This is a genomic window from Pseudomonas sp. KH_046_2 (assembly GCF_057838985.1).
On record NZ_CM174480.1, the window covers coordinates 3,928,716 to 3,946,454 of the forward strand.

Sequence of the window (17,739 nt, forward strand, 5' to 3'; positions counted from 1 at the left end):
CCTGAACAGAAATCCACGGTGGATCGGGTTGCCCGCCGCTCAATCGGCGTCGGGCTGATTAATTTGTTGTTGCGGTCAATCCGGCGGTTACCAGCGCCTTCAGCGACGCATCGAACTGTTTCAGCGCGGTCAGTTGCAGGTCCCGTTGCTGTTCGATTTGCGCGGCGATCTCGGGCGCGGTCTTGTCATGCACCCACACCGACGGCAGTTGTTTTTCCACCGCGCCTTCGGCCTTGCCGATGTACTGCAGGCTGGCGTCGTAGAACCGCGCGGCGAAACGCGCCTCGACCCGGTCGTTACGCTGGGTCAGCAACTGGTTGTGGGTATCGAGCATCACCACCACATCCGGGTGGGCCTGTACCAGAGCATCGAGGTTGTCGTAGACCGTCACTGACAGAAAGCTGTGGTGCAGCGAACTCATCAGCCAGTCGATGGCCAGGTCCGGATCGGAGCTGTTGACGAACGCCTGGCGAATCCGCGCATCCAGTGCGTTTTTCGCACCGTTCACGGCCACCGAGTGGTATTGCTCAAGGTATTGCAGGTTTTCCACGGTGTTTTCGCTGTACAGCACCCCGACCGTCTGCCCGTATTGCAAGCTGCCCTGGCCAGCGGTGATCGGTGGCAGATGGCAGCGTGTGTCTTCGGCAAAGGCCGATGCGGTGGATGCAACGCTGCCCAGCAACAGGGCAATCACAGCCAGTCGGGTCAAGATTTTCATCGCGCAGGTTCCTTGAGCAGCGTGTTCAATGCAGGCAATTTTCCGCCTTTGCGCAAAAAACAGAACTTGCGATTCTTGATGGTCACTATTGACTGAACCAATAGTGCGGCGACGCCAGCGCCTGCCTCTGGCGCAAAGTTACCGGTCAATGTCGAACAAGCGCCTGTGCCGGGGGCCCACTGTTGATTACAGTGGCGACTGCCCTCAAAACCTGATCAAGGAACGAAACAATGGTGACCTGCTACCTGAAATACGTGCTCGATCCCTACCAGCTCGAAGCGTTCGAACACTACGGCAAGTTGTGGATTCCCCTGGTGGAAAAGTTCGGCGGCCAGCACCACGGCTACTTTTTGCCGTCGGAGGGTGCCAACAACATCGCCCTGGCGCTGTTCACCTTCCCCAGCCTGGCGGCGTACGAACATTACCGGCAACAGTCGATGAACGATCCGCAGTGCATCGCGGCGTTCAAGTACGCCGAGGAGAAGAAATTCATCCTCAGCTACGAGCGTTCGTTCATGCGGCCGGTGTTTGGCTGACAGGATCGCTGACTCAATCCTTTTTCAGATCCAGGCAATAGGTGTAGTAACCGGGGTCCCGCACCCAGCCCAGGGATTCATACAGGTGCTGGGCGGTGAGGTTGTCGGTGGCGGTTTCCAGGGTCATGCCTTTGCCGCCGGCCAGCTTCGCAAAATCCCGGGCGGTGCTCATCAGCAAGGTGCCGGCACCTTTGCCCCGGGCGGTGGGCGTGGTGAACAGATCACCGAGCAGCCAGGTGCGATGGGCATCGATCGAGGAAAAGGTCGGGAACAGCTGGACGAAGCCGTAGTTTTCACCGTCGGTGTCCCGGGCAAGAAATATCACCGATTCATCCCGGGCGAGTCGCTCGGCGATGAAGGCGCGGGATTGCGAAAGGTTCGACGGCTGCTTGTAGAACATCCGGTAGGCGTCAAACAAAGGTGCGATCTGGTCGATGTGCGATGCGTCGGCGCGCAGGGCCTGAATAGCCATGAGGGTGCTCCATTACGGTCTCAAGGAATTACAGACTAGCAATGGCCATGGAACAGCGACGCACTATTTTTCTGAAAGTACCGCGGCCCCTGTAGGAGCGAGCCTGCTCGCGATGAGGCCATCAGATTCAACAGTGAAGTTGACTGACAGACCGCTATCGCGAGCAGGCTCGCTCCTACATTGGATTGCGGGGTGTGGTCAGACGCGGACGTTGCGCCCTGGCAAGGAGGTACGCTGGCTGCTCTCCCAACCCTCCACCAGCCCAACCGGCACATCCGCTGACGGCAACATCTGTGCGCCACGCACCAGATCCGAGGCGCGCTCGGCGAGCATGATGGTCGGCGCATTGAGGTTGCCGTTCGGCTCGGTCGGGAACACCGACGAATCGATCACCCGCAGGCCGGCGATGCCGCGCACGCGCAATTCGGAGTCGACCACCGCCATGTCGTCCTCGCCCATACGGCACGAACCGCACGGATGGTAGGTGCTTTCCAGGTTGTCGCGCACGAAGGCGTCGAGGTCTTCATCGCTGGTCACCTGGGCGCCCGGGGCGATTTCGCCGTCGCGGAAGCGGTCCATGGCTTTCTGGCCGATGATCTCGCGGGTCAGGCGAATGCAGCGGCGGAAGCCTTCACGGTCCTCTTCCCGCTCCAGATAGTTGAAGCGGATTTCCGGATGCTCGTACGGGTCGGCCGAGCGCACGCGCACATAGCCACGACTTTTCGGCTTGTTCGGCCCGGTCAGCACCATGAAGCCATGGCCCTTGATCGGCTTGTTGCCGTCGTAGCGCATCGCTGCCGGCAGGAAGTGGAACTGGATGTCCGGCCAGCGCAGGCCCTTCTCGGAGCGGATGAAACCACCGGCCTCGAAGTGGTTGGTGGCGCCCAGGCCGTCCTTGAACAGCAGCCAGCGCAGACCGATCATCAGTTTGCTCAGCGGGTCCATCTTGTTGTTGAGGGTCACCGGTTCCTTGCAGCCGAACTGGATGTACACCTCGGCGTGATCCTGCAGGTTCTCCCCTACTCCCGGCAGGTCGTGGCGTACGCCGATCCCCGCCTTGCGCAGGACGTCCGCCGGGCCGATGCCCGAGCGTTGCAGCAGGTGCGGCGAGCCGATCGGCCCGGACGAGATCAGCACTTCGCGGTTGCAATTCACCTGGTGGGTCTGGCCACCGTGGTCATACATGACCCCCACCGCCCGCTTGCCTTCGAGGATGATCTGGCGGGTCATCGCATGGGTGATCACCGTCAGGTTCGGACGGCCCATGGCCGGGCGCAGATAGGCGTTGGCCGTGGAGCAGCGCACGCCGTTCTTCACGGTCATGTGCATGGCGCCGAAACCTTCCTGCATGTAGCCGTTGCAGTCTTCGGTCTTGATGTAGCCCGCCTCCGCGCCGGCTTCGACCCAGGCCCCGTACAGCGGGTTTTTCATGTGGTTGCCGTTGGTGGTGTGCAGCGGCCCGGTTTGCCCGCGATAGCTGTCGCCGCCCGACTCGTAGCTCTCGGCACGTTTGAAGTACGGCAGGCAGTTGCGATAGCCCCAGCCTTCGGCACCCAGGGATTCCCACTCGTCAAAGTCCAGCGCGTGACCACGGATATACACCAGGCCGTTGATCGACGACGAGCCGCCCAGCACCTTGCCCCGAGGGCAGTGAATGCGTCGGCCGTTGAGGTGGGTCTCCGGCTCGGTCTCGTAGCGCCAGTTGTACTTCTTGGTGTTCATCGGGATCGAGAATGCGCTCGGCATCTGGATCACTACGCTCTTGTCACTGCCGCCGAATTCCAGGACCAGCACCGAGGTGGCCGGGTCTTCGCTCAGGCGGTTGGCCAACACACAACCCGCCGAGCCTGCGCCAATGATGATGTAGTCGTATTTTTGCGTAGCCATTTTTTGCGTGGTCATGACTATCTCCCGACCGTCGATTCAGTGAATACCGGCAGTGGTTGCTGTTTGTGGGTCAGCGTGTCGCCGGTGGTGTATTGCGGGGAGTTTTTCTCGATCTGCTGGATCACCGCTTCTTCGCGCTTCAGATCGATCGAGCGGCTCAGCCAGTAGTACGCCAGGCCCGACACGATCAGCCCGACCAGCCAGGCGATGTCGATGCTGCCCAGCGCCTTGGCGAGCGGGCCGACATACACCTCGCGCTGCTCGACGCCGTCGAAGATGTAGAAGAACGGGATCATCGAGATAAAACCGATGGCATAGGCGGCGATGCCGCGCAGGCCCCAGCTGCCGTAGATGTTGCCGTGGGGCATGAAGAAGTGCGGGATGGCGTAGCGGCCCTTGCGCACGAAGAAGTAGTCGGTGAGGTTGACCGAGGTCCAGGGCACCAGGAAGTACAGCATCACCACCAGGTAGATCCCCAGCACCGACAGGCCTTTGCCGGAACTCTGGATGCTCAGGGCCACGCCCAGTTGCAGCAGGATCACGAAGCCGATGGCCAGGATGCGAGCCTTGCGGGTTGGCTCGATGTGCTTGATCGAGTCGACGCAGGTCAGCGTGGTCAGCTTGGCGCTGTAGATGTTCATCGCGATCACCGGCAGGAACGCCAGGATGGTGACCACCACCACCGCCGTGCCCACCAGTGGCGACACGGTGTTGCCGACTTGCCCGAGGGCCACCAACACGTCAGTGGTGTGCAGGTGATCGGCCAGCCAGCCACCCACGGAAATCATCCATGCACCGGACAGCGAAGCCCCGAGGAACACCACGGCGATCAGCTTGCCGCTGGAGGTGTTTTTCGGCAGGTAGCGCGAATAGTCCGACACATAAGGCGCATAGGCGATGTTGTAGCTGGCGGCCGCCGCAAACTGCGCGATGAAACCGGTCCAGTTGAAACCCAGCGGCTCCCGGGCCACTTCGCCTTCTGCGAGTGCCGGCAGCACCGCATCCGGCACCCAGCCCATCACCACCGCCACGGTCACCAGGCCATACAGCGGCAACGACAGGTACAACGCCCATTTGAAGCTGCGGTGCATCCAGTCATGACCGAGGATCGCCAGCACCGCCGCCGGTATGGTCACCGCCACTGCGATCACCGCCGGGTGGAACCCGAACAGCGTGTGCAGCCCCTGCATCATCAGCACCAGGTTGACGATGTTGAAGCCGGCGAACACGAACAGCGTCGCCAGCAGCACCAGGATCACCCCGCGATAACCGAACTGCGCGCGGGACTGGATCATCTGCGGCAGGCCGAGGTGCGGGCCCTGGGAGCCGTGAAACGCCATGAACAGCGTGCCGAACATGATACCCAGCGTGCCGGCGAGCGTGGTCCAGAGCGCGGTCAGGCCGACGCTTGGGCCGACGAAGCCGATGGTCATGGTGAAGAAGGTGAAATTGCCGAGGAACCAGAACGGGCCCTGACTGGCCAGCTTGTCGGTGCGCTCGTTCTCGGGGATGAAGTCAATCGAATGCCCCTCGACGACGGATTTTTCGTCGAGGCTGGACACGCTCGGGGCGGACTTGGCGTTAGTGTTCATGATGGACTCTTATTGTTGGAAGATCATGACGAGATAACCGCGTTCTTTCGGGTGAATGACCTCCCACAGGGATAGTCAGTGCCCGTGCCTACCTGGCGTTGTTGCAGATGCCTTATTGGAAAAACGCAAAACCTGTAGGAGCGAGCCTGCTCGCGATGGTCGTTAACGAATACGCGTGCTTGCTGGTTAAACGCGGTGCTCTTGAGACCATCGCGAGCAAGCTCGCTCCTACAAAGGACTAGCGTCAGCCTGGCAGCGTGATCCACACCGCCTTGGTTTCGAGCAGGTAGTCGAGCTGCTCGGCGCCCAGGTCCTTGCCGAACCCGGACTGCTTGTAGCCACCGAACGGCATTGACGGATCGAGGGTGCCGTGGGCGTTGACGTAGACCGAGCCTGCTTTCAGACGTGGAATCAGGCTGTGCACCTTGCCCAGGTCGTTGGAATACAGTGCCGCCGCCAGGCCGTAAGGCGAGTCGTTGGCAAGGGCCAGCGCGTCTTCCTCGTCGTCGAACGGTGCGGTGACCAGCACCGGGCCGAAGATCTCTTCCTGGACGATGCGCATGTCGTTGCGGCAATTGGCGAAGATGGTCGGCTCGACGTAGAAGCCAGGGCCATCGACCGGTTGGCCGCCGTAGACCAGTTCGGCGCCTTCGGTCTTGCCGGTCTCGATGTACTCGGTCACGCGCTGCTTTTGCAGTGCAGAAACCAGCGGGCCGATGAAGCAATCCGGATCCAGGCCCGGGGCGATTTTCAGGGTGCGTGTGTAGGCAATCAGTTCACGCAGGAATTCGTCGTAGACACTCCTATGAATATAGGCCCGTGTACCGGCGTCGCATACCTGCCCGGAGTTGAAAAACACGCCGTTGGCGACTGCTTGGGCGGCGGCCGGGATGTCGGCGTCGGCGCAGACGATGACCGGTGATTTACCACCGAGTTCGAGGGTCAGGCGCTTCATGTCATCCAGCGCTGCGCGGCCGACCGTCTGGCCGACCGGGGTCGAACCGGTGAAGGTCAGTTTGTCGATGCCGGGGTGGGTGGCCATGGCCGCACCGACCACGCTGCCGCGCCCGGTGACGATGTTGATCACGCCGTCGGGGATGCCCGCTTCCTGCACCAGCTCGGCGAAACGCAGGGCCGACAACGAGGTCAGCTCGGCGGGTTTGACCACCACGGTGCAACCGGTCGCCAGTGCCGCGCCGAGTTTCCAGGCCATGGTTTGCAGCGGGAAGTTCCACGGCACGATGGCGCCGACTACGCCTACCGCTTCCTTGCGGGTATAGGCCAGGTAATTGCCCGGCAGCGAAGGTTCGACGGTGCGGCCGTGCAGCTTGGTGGCCCAGCCGGCGAAGTAACGCAGGGTATCGACGGTGCCCTGGATGTCCACGTCCTTGGCGAAGGCCACGGATTTGCCCATGTCGATGGATTCGATTTCCGCGAGCTCCGCGGCGTTCTGCTCGATCAGGTCGGCCAGGCGCTGCATCATGCGCTCGCGTTCGGCCGGTTTGGCCTGACGCCAGGCGCCGCCGTCGAACTGGGCGCGGGCGGCTTGCACGGCGCGGTCCAGGTCATCGGTGGTGCCCATGGGAATGCGGGTGATCAGGCCTTCGGTCGAGGGTTCGATCACATCGGAAGTCTGGCCGTCGCTGGCTTCGACCCACGCGCCGCCAATGAACATTTTCTGGACCTTGCTGAGGAAGGTCTGGGTGGCTTCGCTGACGCCGAATTTTTGCAGGTAACTTTTGACGATCGTGTCCATTTTTGTTCTCTCTGCCCGGCAGTCAGAACCTGCCGGGTCACTGGTTTCGATGATCAGGCTGATGCGGTTTCGCTCTCGGCGGCCGCCCGCACCTTGCCACGTTCGTGGAAGATGAAACCGATGCTGTTGAGCAGCAGTTGCGCAGCCAGGATCGAGGTCATGCCGGTCGGGTCGTAGACCGGTGCCACTTCCACCAGGTCCATGCCGACGATGTTGCCTTTGCTGCGCTTGGCCAGGGCCTGGATGATTTCCAGCACTTCGTAGTAGAGGAAGCCGCCGTGGCTCGGGGTGCCGGTGCCGGGGGCGATGGACGGGTCGAAACCGTCGATGTCGATGGTGATGTAGTAGTTGATGTTCTGCGGGATCAGCGCCAGCACACCCTCGACGCCAAGGCGACGCACGTCACGCACCGAGAGGATTTTCGAGCCGGCTTCGTGGGCCGCTTCGTAGTCGTCGCGGTTGGACGACGACACGTTGCGGATGCCCATTTGGGTCATGCCGACAATGTGGTTCATTTCCGAGGCGCGGCGCAGCGGGTTGCCGTGGCCGTAGCGCACGCCGTGACGTTCATCGACGAAATCCAGGTGCGCATCGAAGTGGATGATGTGGATCGGGCCGCGGCCTTCGAAGGCCTTGATCACTGGCGCGTGCACCGAGTGGTCGCCGCCGAGTACCACCGGCATCACGCCGGCGTCGAGGATCTTGCGCACGGCGTATTCGGTGTTCTTGTTGCTGGTGGCCATGTCGGTGTGGACGATGTCGGCATCACCGACGTCGACCATGCGCACGTCCGATGCGGTGAGGTACATCACATCGTCTTCGTGGTCGTAGGCGCCGGCGTGGCCGAAGGAAAACAGCGTCGATGCTTCGCGAATCCCGCGTGGTCCGAAGCGTGCGCCGGAGCGCCACTGGGTGCCCATGTCGTTGGGCACGCCGAGCACCGCGACGTCGGCATCCAGTGCATCCCAATCGGTGCACACCGGGGATTTGCCAAAGGTGCAATGACCCACGAATGGCAGGTTCAGGCGACCGGATTCATAACCGTTGTTCGACATTTCTAGCCTCTCCACTTCTTGTTATCGGCTTGACGGACTGCAAGGCGACCGCCGTTGGAAAGACTATGGGCGCAGGTTTTCGTGGAAAAAATGCTAAACATCAGATACTCATATCGGTATTCCCGATGCATCCCCATGCCGGAGGTCCAAGATGATCCAGCTGCACGATGTCGACCTGAAACTGCTCAGGGTGTTTGCCACGATTGTCCGCTGCGGCGGCTTCTCGGCGGCGCAGGCGGCGCTCAATGCCGGGCAGTCGACCATCAGCGAACAGATGACCCATCTGGAAACCCGCCTCGGGGTCAAGCTGTGCCAGCGCGGCCGCAGCGGCTTTCGCCTGACCGAACAAGGCGTGGCGATTCATGAAGCCACCCAGCGCCTGCTGTCGGCGGTGGAAAACTTCTGCATGGACGCCGACGTGCTCAAGCAGCACATCAGCGGCAAGCTCAACCTGGGGATCATCGACACTACGATCACCGACCCGGATTCGCCGATCCCGCGCACCACCCAGCGCTTCGTCTCACGGGGCCATGACGTGCACCTGAACGTGTACGTCGGCACCCCGGCGGAACTCGAAGAGCGGGTGCTCGACGGCCGCCTGCACCTGGCCATCGGGCACTTTCCGATCCATGTGCCGGGCCTGCTGCAATCACCGCTGTACCAGGAAGCCCTGGGCTTGTATTGCGGGCGGCGGCACCCGTTGTACGGCAGCCACGCCGAAGGTGAGGAGCTGCTCGAAGAAGTCGCTGCGGGGCGCATCGTTGTGCGCGGCTACATGCAGCAATACGACCTCGAACACCTGGGCGTGAGCAAGGCGGCCGCCACCGTGGACAACATCGAAGCCACGGCGATCCTGATCATTTCCGGCGCCTACCTGGGTTTTCTGCCTGAGCACTTCGCCGCCCAATGGGTCAAGAGCGGTGAGATGCACCAACTGGCACCCGCGAGCCTGCGCCTGAAATCGCCGTTCGACGTGATCACCCGACGCGGCCCGGCACCGCCACCGATCCTCCAGGCGTTCCTCGAGGACCTGGCCGCCAGCGCCCGTAAAACCGGCCAGCCGTGATGTGACACTCGCCAAATTCAAATTTTGCCGGGCATACTGATTTTAGTTCGCCAACCTTGCAGGCCCGTCATGCGCATCCACGTCACCTTCATCGACCGCGTCGGCATCACCCAGGAAGTGCTGGCCCTGCTCGGTGGACGCAGTTTCAATCTGGACGCCGTGGAGATGGTGCCGCCGAACGTCTACATCGATGCGCCGACCCTCGGCGCCGAGGTGCTCGAAGAACTGCGCGAGGCGCTTTTCGATGTGCGCGGCGTGCAAGCGGTGACCATGGTCGACATCCTTCCGGGACAACGCCGGCGCCTGCAACTGGACGCATTGCTGGCCGCCAGTTCCGACCCGGTGCTGGCGGTGGATGACCGAGGTCATGTGCTGCTGGCCAACCCGGCGCTGATCGCCCTCTGCGGGCGCGAACCGGCCGGTGAATCGCTGACCGCGCTGTTCGACGATGCCGACTTGCAACGCACCTTGATCGCTCAGCATTTCCGCCTGCCGATGCACGAGGTCAGCCTTGGCGGCCAGACCTTGCTGCTCGACGCGATGCCGATCACCGACGCCGGCGCCCTGCTCACCCTGTATCAACCCAATCGCATTGGCGAACGCCTGTCGGCGCTGCACCATGACCATGCCGAAGGCTTCGACGCGCTGCTCGGCGAATCGCCGCCGATCCGTGCGCTCAAGGCCCGTGCCCAACGGGTGGCGGCCCTCGATGCGCCGTTGCTGATCCAGGGTGAAACCGGCACCGGCAAGGAGCTGGTGGCCCGCGCCTGCCATGCCATCAGCCCACGGCACGATGCGCCGTTTCTGGCCCTGAACTGCGCGGCACTGCCGGAGAGCCTGGCCGAAAGCGAGCTGTTCGGCTACGCCCCCGGCGCCTTCACCGGCGCGCAACGGGGCGGTAAGCTCGGCCTGCTGGAACTGGCCGATCAGGGCACGGTGTTCCTCGATGAAGTGGGGGAAATGTCGCCGTACCTGCAAGCCAAGTTGCTGCGTTTTTTGAGCGATGGCTGCTTCCGGCGGGTCGGTGGCGACAAAGAAGTCCGGGTCAATGTACGGGTACTCAGCGCCACCCACCGCGACCTGGAAAAAATGGTCGCCGAAGGGCGTTTTCGCGAAGACCTGTTCTACCGCCTCAACGTGCTCAACCTGCAAGTGCCGCCGCTGCGCGAACGCGGTCACGACATCCTGCTGATGGCCAATCACTTCATGCAACAGGCCTGCGCGCAGATCCAGCGACCGCCGTGTCGTTTGGCACCGAGCACCTTCAGCGCCCTACTCGGCAACCGTTGGCCTGGCAACGTGCGGCAACTGCAAAACGTGATCTTTCGCGCGGCGGCGATTTGCGAAAACCCGCTGGTGGACATCGACGACCTGGACATCGCCCGCACGGCGGTGGAGCGGCAGAACGACGGCGAAGTCGGCAGCCTGGAAGAGGCCGTTGGCGACTTTGAGAAGAACCTGCTGGAACAGCTTTATCGCAGCTATCCGTCCAGTCGGTTGCTGGCGGCGCGGTTGCAGACGTCCCATAGTGCGATTGCGATTCGGTTGCGCAAGTACGGGATTCCCGCCAAGCCCTGATACCTTTTGAGGGAACACAATCCCACAACAAACACTGAACCCTGTGGGAGCGGGCTTGCCCGCGATGGCGGTGGACCAGCCAACATCAATGTTGAATGTCAGTCAGCTATCGCGGGCAAGCCCGCTCCCACAGGACTTGCGGTGTCGCTGAACCAATGTCTGCAAATCGATACAGCGTAGCGAAACCAATACAAAACCTTTCCCACCCGCAATTACGGCGTCCGCGCCCACAGCCCGGTTTACCTGTATTCATTTCAATACAGATAAAATCTCCCATGTCCCAAAAAATTACTTCAAGCCATTGATTTAAAACAAATAAAAAACATTGGCACCGCCCTTGCTATCACTCCTGCAACCCCGCTCGTCGCCCCGCCACGAGCCTTAAAACAATAAGGAGTTGAGATGAGCCAATTGCGTTTTACCGTCGATCACGAATGGTTGCGCCTCGAGAGCAATGGCCTGGTCACCGTCGGCATCACGGCGTTTGCCCAGCAGGCGCTGGGGGATGTGGTGTTCGTTCAGGTGCCTGAACTGGGCGCCTTCGATGCAGGCGCTGAAGTGTCGGTGCTCGAATCGGTGAAGGCCGCCAGCAGTATCGGCATGCCGCTGGACGGTGAAGTGGTCGAGATCAACACAACGCTGGAGAGCACCCCGGAACTGGTCAACGAAGACCCCTTGGGCGAAGGCTGGTTCTTTCGCTTCAAACCGGTCGATGTCCTGGCGCTGGGCGATCTGCTGGATCAAGACGCCTATGAACGCCTGACCGCAGAACACGCCGACGCCTGAAGCCCCCGAATCCCAAAAAAAGGACCACACCATGTTCAGCAAGCACGACCAGATCCAAGGCTACGACGACGAACTGCTGGCGGCGATGAACGCCGAGGATGCGCGGCAGGAACACCACATCGAACTGATCGCCTCGGAAAACTACACCAGCCAGCGGGTGATGGAGGCACAAGGCAGCGGCCTGACCAACAAGTACGCCGAAGGGTATCCGGGTAAGCGCTACTACGGCGGCTGCGAGCACGTCGATGTGGTCGAGCAACTGGCCATCGACCGCGCCAAGCAACTGTTCGGCGCCGATTACGCCAACGTCCAGCCGCACTCCGGCAGCCAGGCCAACGCCGCGGTTTATCTGGCCCTGCTGCAAGCCGGCGACACCGTGCTGGGCATGAGCCTGGCCCACGGCGGTCACCTGACCCACGGCGCCAAGGTGAGTTTTTCCGGCAAGCTGTACAACGCCGTGCAGTACGGCATCGACACCACCACGGGCCTGATCGACTACGACGAAGTCGAGCGCCTGGCGGTCGAGCACAAGCCGAAGATGATCATCGCCGGGTTCTCGGCCTATTCGAAGACCCTGGACTTCCCGCGCTTCCGCCAGATCGCCGACAAGGTCGGCGCGTACTTCTTCGTCGACATGGCCCACGTCGCCGGGCTGGTGGCCACCGGTCTGTACCCGAACCCGCTGCCCTACGCCGACGTGGTGACCACCACCACCCACAAGACCCTGCGCGGCCCCCGTGGCGGCTTGATTCTGGCCAAGGCCAACCCGGAGCTGGAGAAGAGGCTCAACGCCGCGGTATTCCCCGGCGGTCAGGGCGGCCCGCTGATGCACGTGATCGCCGCCAAGGCCGTGTGCTTCAAGGAAGCGCTGGAGCCAGGTTTCAAGACCTATCAGACACAAGTGATCCGCAATGCCCAGGCCATGGCGCAGGTGTTTATCGAGCGCGGATATGACGTGGTGTCCGGCGGCACCGACAACCACCTGTTCCTGGTCAGCCTGATCCGCCAGGGCCTCACCGGTAAGGACGCCGACGCCGCCCTCGGTCGCGCCGGCATCACCGTGAACAAGAACGCCGTGCCCAACGATCCGCAATCGCCGTTCGTGACCTCCGGTTTGCGCATCGGTACCCCGGCGATCACCAGCCGTGGTTTCAAGGAAGCGCAGAGCATTGCGTTGGCGGGCTGGATCTGCGACATCCTCGATCACCTGGGCGATGCCGATATCGAGGCCAATGTCGCCCGCCAGGCGGCCGCCCTGTGCGCCGACTTCCCGGTCTACCGCGACTGAGCACACAACACACACCCTCCTGTAGGAGCGAGCTTGCTCGCGAAGAACCCAAAGGCACCGCGTTAATCCTGAATGCGCGCGTAATCGTTGGCGACCATCGCGAGCAAGCTCGCTCCTACAGGTTCTGTGCACAAGGAAATAACGATGAATGCCATTGTCGAATCGACCGGCAAGAGCCCGGCCAAAGTAGAAATCGGCACCAAACTGCGCGGCGCGGAAAAGGTCGCGCGGATTCCGGTGAAGATCATTCCCACGGATGAATTCCCGCGCAAACCCGACTGGATTCGCGTGCGCATGCCGATCTCTCCCGAGGTCGACCGGATCAAGCAACTGCTGCGCAAGCACAAGCTGCACAGCGTGTGCGAAGAGGCCTCGTGCCCGAACCTGGGCGAGTGTTTTTCCGGTGGTACCGCGACTTTCATGATCATGGGCGACATCTGCACCCGTCGTTGCCCGTTCTGCGACGTCGGTCACGGCCGGCCCAAGCCGCTGGACACCAACGAGCCGATGAACCTGGCCGTAGCCATTGCCGAGTTGCGCCTGAAGTACGTGGTGATCACCTCGGTGGATCGCGACGATTTGCGCGACGGTGGTGCCCAACACTTTGTCGATTGCCTGCGGGAAATCCGCAAGCTGTCCCCCGGCATTCAACTGGAAACCCTGGTGCCGGATTATCGCGGGCGCATGGACGTGGCCCTGGCGATCACCGCCCATGAGCCGCCGGATGTGTTCAACCACAACCTGGAAACCGTACCGCGCCTGTACAAGGCCGCGCGGCCGGGGTCGGATTTCGAGTGGTCGCTGGACCTGCTGCAAAAGTTCAAGCAAGCGGTGCCCCATGTGCCGACCAAATCCGGCCTGATGCTGGGCCTTGGCGAAACCGACGAGGAAGTCCTCGAGGTCATGCAGCGCATGCGCGAGCACGACATCGACATGCTGACCCTCGGCCAATACCTGCAACCCTCGCGCAGTCACTTGCCGGTGCAGCGCTTCGTGCACCCGGACACCTTTGCCTGGTTCGCCGAGGAAGGTACGCGCATGGGTTTCAAGAACGTGGCGTCCGGGCCGCTGGTGCGTTCGTCCTATCACGCCGATCAACAACTTCATGGAGGTACGGACGGTTTCAAGCCATGATGGAATGACTGGTCATGCATGGAGCCGTTTCCGATGTCGCGTTCACCCTGTCTGTTGTTGCTGTGCCTGAGCCTTGCCACGCCGTGCATGGCCGACGAGTCGAAACCCGGGCACATGGTGTATGTGCGTAGCGTAGATCCGGGCATCGAGCAGGACATCCGCTACGCCAGCGCGCACAACTTCACCGGGCACCCGCTCGATGGCTACCAGGCGGCAGAGTGTCTGCTGTCGGAGGACGCAGCGAAGGCATTGGCCCGAGTGCAAAGCTCACTGAAAGCCGAAGGCTACGGCTTGAAGGTATTCGACTGCTATCGACCCAGGCGCGCAGTGGCGGACATGGGCCGCTACGCCACCGAACCTGGCGACCCGCTCAAGACCGAGTTCTATCCGCGGGTCGACAAGCAGGACTTCTGGCGCCTGGGTTATGTGGCCCGGGTGTCCAATCATTCCCGGGGCAACACCGTCGACCTGACGATGACCGGCCCCGACGCCCTGCCCGCCGACACCTGGACGCCTTCGGTCACGCCAGTGGATTGCACCGCCCCTTACGGCCAGCGCTGGCACGACGGCGCGCTCGACATGGGCACCGGTTTCGATTGCTTCGATGAGCGGGCGCACACCGACTCGGCGCTGATCAACGCCACGGCCAAAGCCAATCGCCAGCGCCTGACCAGTGCCATGGCCAAGGAAGGCTTTGTGGGTTATTCGGCCGAGTGGTGGCACTTCACGTACAGCGGGAATCCGCCGAAGCCGGACGTCATGGACTTCCCCATCACGCCGCTTGCACCATGAACATTCTGCTCAAGACACTGTTGGTGGCGTTTTTTCCGCTGGCCGCAATGGCCCAGGGACTCGACGACAGCGACCAACTGATCGTGGTCACCAGTAAAAGTTGGGATGACATCCAGGGTACTGCCCAGCGCTATGAACGGCACGGGCAGACCTTGCAGAAATTCGAAGCGCCCTTTGCAGTGGTGCTCGGCAAGAACGGCATGGGCTGGGGCAAGGGGCTGCTCGATATCGGGCAACCTGAAGGGCCGGTCAAACAGGAAGGCGATGGCAAGGCGCCGGCAGGCATGTTCAAGCTGGGCACGGCGTTCGGCTACGCGCCTTCGGCCGAAACCCGCCTGCCCTATCTGTCGCTGACGCCGACCATCGAATGCGTGGATGACAGCGACTCGGCGCGCTACAACGAACTGGTCGACGGAGCAGTCGTCGAAAAAGACTGGAGCAGCTCCGAACGGATGCGCCGCTCGGATGAGCTGTACCGCCAAGGCATCGTCATCCAGCACAACACCCCGGCCACGCCCGCTGCCGGCTCGTGCATTTTCTTCCACATCTGGCGCGGCCCCACGGCGCCGACCCGTGGCTGTACGGCCATGGACCCGGCGAATATCGCGCGGTTGTTCGACTGGCTGGACCCGGGCAAATCCCCTGTGCTGGTGCAACTGCCTGAAGCGCAGTACGAACAGTTGCGCGAGCGTTGGAAACTGCCTGAGCACTAACCCTGTGGCGAGGGGGCTTGCCCCCGTTGGGGCGCGAAGCGGCCCTAAAAGATGGGCCTGCTGCGCAGTCCAACGGGGCGATGCGGCGTTCCGACAAGCCCCCTCGCCACAAAAGCCCCCTCGCCACAAATGCCGGTATTAACCCCGCTCAACCACCACGCCACTCATCGACGGCTTGGCCAGCGCGTAATAGATCACCCCCGGCACCAGCAGCCCGACGATCCAGGAAATATCCACGCCGCCCAGTTGCGCAACCATCGGCCCGGAGTAGAAATGGGTGTCGACAAAGGGCAGCTGGATCAACACGCCGATCACATAGACGCTGATCCCCAGCACGTTCCAGCGACCGTAGCGCCCGTTCGGATCGGACAGCGCCGGGATGTCGTAACGCTCCTTGTTGATGAAGTAGTAATCCACCAGGTTGATCGCGCTCCACGGGGTGAAGAACGTCAGCAAAAACAGGATGAAGTACTTGAACGAGTTGAGGAACGAGTACTGCCCCAGCAATGCCAGCGCGGTGGACGCCACGACGATCAGCAGCACAAACAGCATGCGCTGGCGGGCGGTGATTTCCAGGCGACGACGAAAGCCGCTGATGATGGTGGCGATGCACATGAAACTGCCGTAGGCGTTGAGGGTGGACACCGTGACCTTGCCGAACACAATGCTCAGGTACAGCAAGGACGCGATCACACCGCTACTGCCCAGGCCGACAATGGTCGCCACTTCGTGCCCACGGAAATTCGCCCCTGCCAGTGCCGCGGCGAACACCCCCAGCACCATCGAAGTCTGGGCCCCCAGCACTGTGCCGAGGCCCACGGCGGTGAAGGTTTTCCACGACGAAGTCTTGCTCGGCAAGTAGCGCGAGTAGTCCGCCACGTAAGGGCCGAAGGCGATCTGCCAGGACGCCGAGAGCGAAACTGCCAGCAGGAAGGTGCTCCAGCCAAAATGACGATTGTCGAGCAGCAGGCCGATGTCGTTGAGGGTCATCAACCGGGTGAACAGGTAGGCGAAGGCGATGATGCCCAGCACGCTGGTCACCCGCCCGACCAGGTGAATCACCCTATACCCGAAGATCGTCAGGAACGCGATGCTCGCCGCGAAAATCAGGATGCCGGTGCTGTCGCTGACACTGATCAACTGCGCGATCGCCTGCCCCGACAACACCGCGCCGGTGGCGCTGAAACCCAGGTACATCAGGCACACCAGGACAATCGGGATCGCCGCGCCATATACCCCGAACTGCACGCGGCTGGAGATCATCTGCGGTAAGCCGAGCTTCGGCCCTTGCGCCGCGTGCAGCGCCACCACGGCACCGCCGAGCACTTGCCCGATCAGCAAACCGATCAGCGACCAGAACACATCCCCGCCCAGCACCACGGCCAGGGCGCCGGTGACGATGGCGGTGATTTGCAGGTTGGCGCCGAGCCACAGGGTGAACTGGCTGTAGAGACTGCCGTGTCGCTCAGCCTCGGGAATGAAATCGATCGAGCGGGTCTCGATCAGGGGACTGCGTTGCGCACTCATGACGGTGTTTCCTATGTGGAACTGTTTTTGTTGTCAGGGACGGAATTTAAAAAGTCTTGGTTGCGCTGGCTACAACTGTTGCCGAGCAAAGGTCGTCATAGCCGTACCAACTGCTGCACTCGCTTTTCGACAAGTCGGTGTCGACATAGCTCAGCCCCCAGGTGACGCCAACGAAGTCGCGGGTCAGCTTGGCTTCCCACTCGTAGTAAGACTCACGGCTATCGCCATTGGCGGACCAGAACGCGGGGTCATTCACATCGTTGCGCCCAAAGCGCAAATCCAGGCCGACTTCGGCCGGCAAATCGATTTTGTAGCCCACGTAGGTGTAAAGGGTGTCCTGGTCCTCGCCGAAGAAGTTCGGCGTGTCCTTGGAGTAATAGGCACCCAGCTTCACACCGTACAGGTCGAGGACGGCGTAGACCTCGCTGAGGTTGAATTCGGCATTTTTCGGGTAGTCGTACTTGATGTAGCCCAGATCCAGGCTGATGGCGTCGGTGGCCTGCCAGTAGTAACCGGCGTAGTACTCAAGTTCCTGACGAGTGTCGAAGCCGCCGCCGAAATCGACGTTGGAGGTCCAGGCGCCGATGTACAGGCCGCTGCTGTGCAGCAGCGTTGCGCCGCCCTGCACCGCCGGATCGCCCAGGGTCTGCGAGATGCCCCGGGTGCGGTAATCGCTGACGACGCCCAGGGTCATATCCAGGCTGAAATCATCGTTGAGGGTCAGGGCCTGGCTGGTCAGGGGTATCAATGCCAGTGTCGCGAGGGTCAATGCTGAAAGTGCGTTCATACAGTTCTCTTGTTGTTATGGCGTACGGGGAATTTCAGGCATGGCGATGCCA

At 61.9% G+C, this 17,739-nt stretch carries 16 protein-coding genes; 8 read left to right on the forward strand and 8 right to left on the reverse strand.

Going from position 1 to position 17,739, the window contains the following annotated elements:
* Positions 1–58 precede the first annotated feature (58 nt).
* Complete coding sequence (locus tag AC3IX1_RS17790; RefSeq protein ID WP_489385197.1) at positions 59–718, reverse strand: ATPase; 660 nt, start codon at positions 716–718, stop codon at positions 59–61.
* A 230-nt stretch (positions 719–948) separates the two neighbouring features.
* Here AC3IX1_RS17790 and AC3IX1_RS17795 point away from each other — a divergent pair, with 230 nt between their 5' ends.
* Positions 949–1,254, forward strand: a complete 306-nt coding sequence (locus AC3IX1_RS17795) for an NIPSNAP family protein (protein WP_103395532.1) — start codon at positions 949–951, stop codon at positions 1,252–1,254.
* A 13-nt stretch (positions 1,255–1,267) separates the two neighbouring features.
* Here the strand turns inward: AC3IX1_RS17795 and AC3IX1_RS17800 are convergent, their stop codons facing one another.
* From AC3IX1_RS17800 to speB, 5 genes are all read right to left on the reverse strand, one after another.
* Positions 1,268–1,726: a GNAT family N-acetyltransferase gene (locus AC3IX1_RS17800; RefSeq protein WP_489385198.1), complete on the reverse strand. Its 459-nt coding sequence runs from the start codon at positions 1,724–1,726 to the stop codon at positions 1,268–1,270.
* Positions 1,727–1,924: 198 nt separating this feature from the next.
* Positions 1,925–3,613 (reverse strand): choline dehydrogenase, encoded by a 1,689-nt coding sequence (gene betA, locus AC3IX1_RS17805; RefSeq protein ID WP_489388757.1) that lies wholly within the window; start codon positions 3,611–3,613, stop codon positions 1,925–1,927.
* Positions 3,614–3,630: 17 nt separating this feature from the next.
* Positions 3,631–5,205 (reverse strand): purine-cytosine permease family protein, encoded by a 1,575-nt coding sequence (locus AC3IX1_RS17810; protein WP_489385199.1) that lies wholly within the window; start codon positions 5,203–5,205, stop codon positions 3,631–3,633.
* 244 nt (positions 5,206–5,449) lie between these two features.
* Positions 5,450–6,961 carry an aldehyde dehydrogenase family protein gene (locus AC3IX1_RS17815; RefSeq protein WP_489385200.1) on the reverse strand — a complete coding sequence of 504 codons (1,512 nt, stop codon included), beginning with the start codon at positions 6,959–6,961 and terminating at the stop codon, positions 5,450–5,452.
* A 53-nt stretch (positions 6,962–7,014) separates the two neighbouring features.
* Complete coding sequence (speB, locus tag AC3IX1_RS17820; protein ID WP_057714206.1) at positions 7,015–8,016, reverse strand: agmatinase; 1,002 nt, start codon at positions 8,014–8,016, stop codon at positions 7,015–7,017.
* A gap of 151 nt (positions 8,017–8,167) precedes the next feature.
* On the opposite strand from speB, the gene AC3IX1_RS17825 reads away from it, so the two are divergent.
* From AC3IX1_RS17825 to AC3IX1_RS17855, 7 genes are all read left to right on the forward strand, one after another.
* Complete coding sequence (locus AC3IX1_RS17825) at positions 8,168–9,082, forward strand: LysR family transcriptional regulator (RefSeq protein ID WP_489385201.1); 915 nt, start codon at positions 8,168–8,170, stop codon at positions 9,080–9,082.
* A gap of 69 nt (positions 9,083–9,151) precedes the next feature.
* The gene (locus AC3IX1_RS17830; RefSeq protein ID WP_150671676.1) at positions 9,152–10,660 is read left to right on the forward strand and encodes a sigma-54-dependent transcriptional regulator; all 1,509 of its coding nucleotides are present in this window, start codon (positions 9,152–9,154) and stop codon (positions 10,658–10,660) included.
* Between the two features lie 402 nt (positions 10,661–11,062).
* On the forward strand, positions 11,063–11,446 hold the full coding sequence (gene gcvH / locus AC3IX1_RS17835) for a glycine cleavage system protein GcvH (protein WP_489385202.1): 384 nt from the start codon (positions 11,063–11,065) through the stop codon (positions 11,444–11,446).
* A 31-nt stretch (positions 11,447–11,477) separates the two neighbouring features.
* Positions 11,478–12,734, forward strand: a complete 1,257-nt coding sequence (gene glyA, locus AC3IX1_RS17840) for a serine hydroxymethyltransferase (protein WP_489385203.1) — start codon at positions 11,478–11,480, stop codon at positions 12,732–12,734.
* Between the two features lie 144 nt (positions 12,735–12,878).
* A complete protein-coding gene (gene lipA, locus AC3IX1_RS17845) occupies positions 12,879–13,868 on the forward strand; it encodes a lipoyl synthase (RefSeq protein ID WP_489385204.1) in 990 nt (329 codons plus the stop codon).
* Positions 13,869–13,901: 33 nt separating this feature from the next.
* The gene (locus tag AC3IX1_RS17850; protein ID WP_489385205.1) at positions 13,902–14,660 is read left to right on the forward strand and encodes a M15 family metallopeptidase; all 759 of its coding nucleotides are present in this window, start codon (positions 13,902–13,904) and stop codon (positions 14,658–14,660) included.
* The gene (locus tag AC3IX1_RS17855) at positions 14,657–15,373 is read left to right on the forward strand and encodes a L,D-transpeptidase family protein (RefSeq protein WP_489385206.1); all 717 of its coding nucleotides are present in this window, start codon (positions 14,657–14,659) and stop codon (positions 15,371–15,373) included. The genes AC3IX1_RS17850 and AC3IX1_RS17855 overlap by 4 nt, the downstream gene beginning before the upstream one ends.
* Before the next feature lie 138 nt (positions 15,374–15,511).
* Here the strand turns inward: AC3IX1_RS17855 and AC3IX1_RS17860 are convergent, their stop codons facing one another.
* Positions 15,512–16,900, reverse strand: a complete 1,389-nt coding sequence (locus AC3IX1_RS17860; protein WP_489385207.1) for a purine-cytosine permease family protein — start codon at positions 16,898–16,900, stop codon at positions 15,512–15,514.
* 46 nt (positions 16,901–16,946) lie between these two features.
* The gene (locus AC3IX1_RS17865) at positions 16,947–17,687 is read right to left on the reverse strand and encodes a TorF family putative porin (protein WP_489385208.1); all 741 of its coding nucleotides are present in this window, start codon (positions 17,685–17,687) and stop codon (positions 16,947–16,949) included.
* Positions 17,688–17,739 lie beyond the last annotated feature (52 nt).

Excerpts from the sequence above, each read along its gene's own strand:
- AC3IX1_RS17790 (WP_489385197.1), bottom strand. The coding sequence starts at position 718 with ATGAAAATCTTGACCCGACTGGCTGTGATTGCCCTGTTGCTGGGCAGC.
- speB (WP_057714206.1), bottom strand. The coding sequence starts at position 8,016 with ATGTCGAACAACGGTTATGAATCCGGTCGCCTGAACCTGCCATTCGTG.
- glyA (WP_489385203.1), top strand. The coding sequence starts at position 11,478 with ATGTTCAGCAAGCACGACCAGATCCAAGGCTACGACGACGAACTGCTG.
- AC3IX1_RS17800 (WP_489385198.1), bottom strand. The coding sequence starts at position 1,726 with ATGGCTATTCAGGCCCTGCGCGCCGACGCATCGCACATCGACCAGATC.
- AC3IX1_RS17855 (WP_489385206.1), top strand. The coding sequence starts at position 14,657 with ATGAACATTCTGCTCAAGACACTGTTGGTGGCGTTTTTTCCGCTGGCC.
- lipA (WP_489385204.1), top strand. The coding sequence starts at position 12,879 with ATGAATGCCATTGTCGAATCGACCGGCAAGAGCCCGGCCAAAGTAGAA.
- AC3IX1_RS17810 (WP_489385199.1), bottom strand. The coding sequence starts at position 5,205 with ATGAACACTAACGCCAAGTCCGCCCCGAGCGTGTCCAGCCTCGACGAA.
- betA (WP_489388757.1), bottom strand. The coding sequence starts at position 3,613 with ATGGCTACGCAAAAATACGACTACATCATCATTGGCGCAGGCTCGGCG.
- AC3IX1_RS17825 (WP_489385201.1), top strand. The coding sequence starts at position 8,168 with ATGATCCAGCTGCACGATGTCGACCTGAAACTGCTCAGGGTGTTTGCC.
- gcvH (WP_489385202.1), top strand. The coding sequence starts at position 11,063 with ATGAGCCAATTGCGTTTTACCGTCGATCACGAATGGTTGCGCCTCGAG.
- AC3IX1_RS17860 (WP_489385207.1), bottom strand. The coding sequence starts at position 16,900 with ATGAGTGCGCAACGCAGTCCCCTGATCGAGACCCGCTCGATCGATTTC.
- AC3IX1_RS17830 (WP_150671676.1), top strand. The coding sequence starts at position 9,152 with ATGCGCATCCACGTCACCTTCATCGACCGCGTCGGCATCACCCAGGAA.
- AC3IX1_RS17815 (WP_489385200.1), bottom strand. The coding sequence starts at position 6,961 with ATGGACACGATCGTCAAAAGTTACCTGCAAAAATTCGGCGTCAGCGAA.
- AC3IX1_RS17865 (WP_489385208.1), bottom strand. The coding sequence starts at position 17,687 with ATGAACGCACTTTCAGCATTGACCCTCGCGACACTGGCATTGATACCC.
- AC3IX1_RS17850 (WP_489385205.1), top strand. The coding sequence starts at position 13,902 with ATGTCGCGTTCACCCTGTCTGTTGTTGCTGTGCCTGAGCCTTGCCACG.
- AC3IX1_RS17795 (WP_103395532.1), top strand. The coding sequence starts at position 949 with ATGGTGACCTGCTACCTGAAATACGTGCTCGATCCCTACCAGCTCGAA.